The following is a 4,742-nucleotide window of genomic DNA, read 5'->3' as shown; positions in this document are numbered from 1 at the left end:
GCTGCCTCCCGTAGGAGTCTGGGCCGTATCTCAGTCCCAGTGTGGCTGACCATCCTCTCAGACCAGCTACCCATCGTCGCCTTGGTGAGCCGTTACCTCACCAACAAGCTAATGGGACGCGGGACCATCCCCGAGCGGCAGGTTCCGAAGAATCCCCACCTTTACTCCGGACCACATGCGAGGTCCGGGACACATTCGGTATTAGCACCCCGTTGGGAGTGTTATCCCCAACTCGAGGGCAGGTTCCCCACGCGTTACTCACCCGTTCGCCACTCTACTAAGGCGCTGCTTCACCCGAAGGATCCACAGCATCCCGTTCTCGTTCGACTTGCATGCCTAATCCACGCCGCCAGCGTTCGTTCTGAGCCAGGATCAAACTCTTCGTTGTCGGAAATTACGTTTGATGCAAAGGACTACTGACGTAACTTCTTGTGTGTTGGACGACGAGGCTTGCGCCCCATCTTCCGGACACGCCAAGCTTGATGAAACGGATGCACTATTCTGTTTTCAAAGAACCGATTTGATTGCCAAAGGGTAATTTAGCACCCCGAAAGGACACCGTCAAGTGCGGTCTTGGCAAGCCAGAGAACTCTACACTGACCCATCGGGTGGAGTCAACACACTTTTTAGCTTTTTTTTACTTTTTTTCGGCCCGCGGCGTCACACTATAACCCATTGCACAATTGATCGTTACGCAAAACCGACACCGGGGATTCCCCTTGACCCCCCGGGAACCCGGGGCTAGATTGAGAGGGTTCCACAGGAAACCCGGAGGATTCGCCCGTGCCCTTCTCCAGCAACCGCCTCGCCATCTTTCTGTTGGTCCTCGTCTGCCTAACCGCAGGCGCGGGAGCGGGTTTCGTCCGCTGGCTCCAGAACGGCCTCCCCCCTCTCGGGCGCCTGGAAAGGATCGAGCCGCCGATCAAAACCCTCTTTTTCGCGGCCGACGGGGACACACTGGCCGAGTTTTACGAATACAACCGGGTTCTCGTCCCACTGGAGAGGGTTCCCGACCGCCTGGTGAGGGCGATCCTCGCCATGGAAGACCGGAAATTCTACGACCACTGGGGCGTGGACATGCGTTCCGTCATGCGGGCGATGATCCTGAACCTGCGCGCCGGCCGGGTCGTACAGGGGGCGAGCACCATCACGCAACAGCTCGCGCGTAATTTATTTATTCACGAAGAAAGTGGGTGGATGGCGCAGACCTACACCCGCAAAATCCGCGAAGCGCTCCTCGCCATGGAGATCGAGAAAAGATACACCAAGGACGAGATCCTCGAGATGTATCTGAATCACATCTTTCTCGGCCAGCGCGCCTACGGCGTCGAGGCGGCGGCGCGCACCTATTTCGGCAAGCACGTAGAGGAGATCGATCTCTCCGAAAGCGCCCTCATCGCCGGCATCATCCGCAACCCGATCGATTACCCGCCCAACAAGAACCCGGACCTGGCTCTCCGCAGGCGGTCGGTGGTGCTGAACGTGATGGTCGACCAGGGGATCGTCACGCGAGAGGAGGCGGACTCCGCCGACGCGCAGCCCCTCGCCCTCGCCCGGGGATCGGGACGGAAGTTCGAGTCCGGGTACTTCGTGGAGTACGTGCGCAAGTTCGTCGAGTCCCGCTTCCCGCCGGAGGAATACATGCTCCGCGGGCTCCGGGTCTACACGACCCTCGATCCGGTCCAGCAACGCGCCGCCGAGGCGGCGGTGGAGACCCACCTCGCCCGGGTGGAAAAGGAGCGCGCCTACCCGCAGACCCGGGAGGACTATCTCGCTCTGGAGAAGAAGGGGAAGCCGGAGTACATCCAGGGGGCCCTCCTCGCCCTCGAGCCGGAGAGCGGCTACATTCGGGCGATGGTCGGCGGGCGCAGCTACGAGGAGACGAACTGGAACCGGGCGACCCAAGCGCCGCGACAGCCCGGTTCGGCGTTCAAACTGTTCGTGTTCACCACCGCCCTCGCGGAGGGGTATCGCGCGTCGGATCTCGTTCTCGACTCGCCGGTGGTCCTCCCCGAGGCGGACGGCACCTCCTGGCGCCCGCATAATTACTATCGCAAATACAACGGCCTGGTGAGCCTGCGGACCGCTTTCGCCAAGTCGATCAACCTGCCGGCGACCAAGCTTTGCCTCGCCGTCGGTCCGGACAAGGTCGTGGAGACCGCCCACCGCCTCGGGATCGTATCGCCGATCCAACCCGTTCCCTCGATCGCCCTCGGCAGCCCGGAGGTGAATCTTCTCGAACTGACCACGGCGTACAGCGTCTTTCGCAACGGCGGGATTCTGGTGGAGCCGACGGCGGTTCTCCGCATCGAGGACCGGAACGGAAAGCTCCTCTATGAGCGGGAAAACCAGGCGGAGGAAGTGATCCCGGCGGCGCTCGCCTCGGTGATGACGAGCCTTCTGGAGAGCGTTTGCGACTGGCAGGGGACCGGCTATCGCATCCGGCAGGCGGGGTGGAAAGGTCCGGCGGCGGGAAAGACCGGCACATACGACAACTACACCAACGCCTGGTTCATCGGCTTCACGCCCGAGACGGTCACCGGCGTGTGGGTCGGCTTCGAGGAAAAGATCAACATGGGGACGAACATGAACGGCGCCGTCGCCGCGCAACCGATCTGGGTTTCCTTCGTTACCGCCGTGAGCGATTCCACCCGAGAAGGGGGTTTTCCCCTCGCCGATGGCGTGGTGAAACGCCGGATCTGCCCCGAAACGGGCTTCCTCGCCTCTCCCTCCTGTCCGGGCGCCTACGACGAGGTCTTCCTCGAAGGGACGGAGCCGCTGACCCAGTGCAACGTCCACGGTCAGGTCGCCTCCCGCCCGATCGTGAGTTTCGGAGGCTCCCGCTGAGCGACCCCATCCGCCGCGGACCCCGGAAAGGCTCGTGAATCGCGTTTCTTCCCGCTATTCTTTAGGGGCGGGCACCCACCGCGCCGGAGGCGGCCATGAGCGACTACGAACTGATCGACAGCGGTGAAGGCTTCAAACTGGAACGGTTCGGATCTTATGTTCTGGTCCGGCCCGCCGCCCAGGCGGCGTGGAAGAGGCGCCTTTCCCGCGCGGCCTGGTCGAAGGCGGACGCATCCTTCGACCGAAGCGACGGGAACCGCTGGCAGAACCGATCCGCCCTTCCCGAACGCTGGGTCGTGACGATCGAGGGAATCCGTCTCCACCTCTCCGCCACGGATTTCGGGCATGTCGGGGTCTTCCCCGAGCAGAGCGGCCAGTGGTCCTGGATCCGCCGTCGCGCCGCCGCCCCCTGCCGCGTCCTCAATCTTTTCGCCTACTCGGGGGGCTCCACTCTTGCGGCGGCTCAGGGGGGCGCCGAGGTGTGCCATCTCGACGCATCGCGGGGAATGGTCGAACGGGCCGCCGAGAACGCGGAACTCTGCGGTCTCGCCGGCGCGCCGATCCGCTGGATCGTGGACGACGCGATCAAATTCCTCGGCCGCGAAGCGAAACGGGGAAGGAAATACGACGGCCTTATTCTCGACCCCCCCTCCTTCGGGCGCGGGCGCCGCGGCGAAGTGTTCAAGATCCGCGACGGGATCGCCCGCCTCATGGAACTCTCCGAGAGGCTTCTCTCGGACAAGCCCTCCTTCGTCCTACTCACCTGTCACACGCCGGAGTATTCCCCCCGCGTACTCGGCAACCTGCTCGCCTCGGTGAAGGCCCGCTTCGGCGGGAAGTTGGAGACCGGAGAGATGCTCCTCACCGGCGGCCCGGAGGTCCTCCCGCTCCCGAGCGGCGCCTACGCCCGCTGGCGCACCGGCGCCGCGGAGGGCGGAGCGTGACGCCGGACGCGGGCCCTCCCTCGGGGGTCCGGATCCTTTTCGAAGACAACCACCTCCTCGCCCTCGCCAAACCGGCGGGACTCCTCACCCAGCCGAGCGGCACGCCCTGCGAAAGCTTGGAGGAGAGGGCGAAGGAGTACATCCGGACGAGCAAAGGGAAGAGGGGAAACGTCTTCCTTCACGCCGTTCACAGGCTCGATCGCGTGGTGAGCGGCGTGGTCCTCTTCGCCCGCACCGGCAAGGCGCTCTCCCGTCTCTCCGAAGCGCAGAGGGAGAGGCGCTTCCGCAAGGTCTACCTCGCCCTCACCGACCGCCGGCCGCCGCGCCCGGAAGGACGGCTCGTTCACCACCTCCTCCACGGAAACGGAAGGGCGGAGGTCTCCCGGGCCGGCGAAGAGGGGACGCGCGAGTCGGTTCTCTCCTACCAAGTGATCCGGGAGAAAGAGGGGCTCTTCCTCCTGGAGATCGAGCTGCACACCGGCCGCTACCATCAGATCCGCGCGCAGCTCGCCGCGGAAGGGATGCCGATCCTGGGAGACCGGAAGTACGGCGGGACGGTTCCCTTCGCCGGAGGCGCGATCGCCCTCCACCACGCGCTGCTGGAATTCGACCACCCCGTGGGCGGCGCGCCGGTCCGCATCGAATCCCCCCTCCCCTCCGCATGGCCGGTGGTCTAGCCTGCTTTGGTGGAAAGGGATGAATCGGTAGCGATTTCGATTCCGATTTCGATCGCGACAAAGGCACCCTCACCCTAACCCTCTCCCGCCATCCCCTCCGCTTCCTCCCCGGACGGGCGGCGTGATCCTTCGAGGAGAAGGGGCGGGGCGGCCCTCCCTTCCACCGCCGGTCTCCCTCTCGGGGCCGTCTCGACTCGCCGGGCACCCACCGGAGCCCGCCTCCGTCGAGGGGAGAAATGAATCTGTCGAGCTTATCGGGGCGGGCGGAGGTGGG

Annotated in this window: 3 protein-coding genes and 1 rRNA gene; 3 read left to right on the top strand and 1 reads right to left on the bottom strand. The window is 64.5% G+C overall.

From position 1 onward, the window contains the following. Positions 1–388 (bottom strand): 16S ribosomal RNA (locus JW958_10130); the annotation flags it as partial. Positions 389–783: 395 nt separating this feature from the next. Here JW958_10130 and JW958_10125 point away from each other — a divergent pair. From JW958_10125 to JW958_10115, 3 genes are all read left to right on the top strand, one after another. Next, positions 784–2,847, top strand: a complete 2,064-nt coding sequence (locus tag JW958_10125; GenBank protein MBN1826615.1) for a PBP1A family penicillin-binding protein — start codon at positions 784–786, stop codon at positions 2,845–2,847. 95 nt (positions 2,848–2,942) lie between these two features. Continuing rightward, positions 2,943–3,791: a class I SAM-dependent methyltransferase gene (locus tag JW958_10120; protein MBN1826614.1), complete on the top strand. Its 849-nt coding sequence runs from the start codon at positions 2,943–2,945 to the stop codon at positions 3,789–3,791. Then, positions 3,788–4,468: an RluA family pseudouridine synthase gene (locus JW958_10115; protein ID MBN1826613.1), complete on the top strand. Its 681-nt coding sequence runs from the start codon at positions 3,788–3,790 to the stop codon at positions 4,466–4,468. Before JW958_10120 ends, JW958_10115 begins: the two co-directional genes overlap by 4 nt. Positions 4,469–4,742: the final 274 nt, after the last annotated feature.

This window comes from Candidatus Eisenbacteria bacterium (genome assembly GCA_016930695.1).
GTDB lineage: Bacteria > Orphanbacterota > Orphanbacteria > Orphanbacterales > Orphanbacteraceae > JAFGGD01.
This window is presented reverse-complemented; position numbering and strand designations above follow the sequence as displayed.

What these genes read in the sequence shown, in the direction of transcription:
- JW958_10120 (MBN1826614.1), top strand. Translation starts at nt 2,943, where the DNA reads ATGAGCGACTACGAACTGATCGACAGCGGTGAAGGCTTCAAACTGGAA.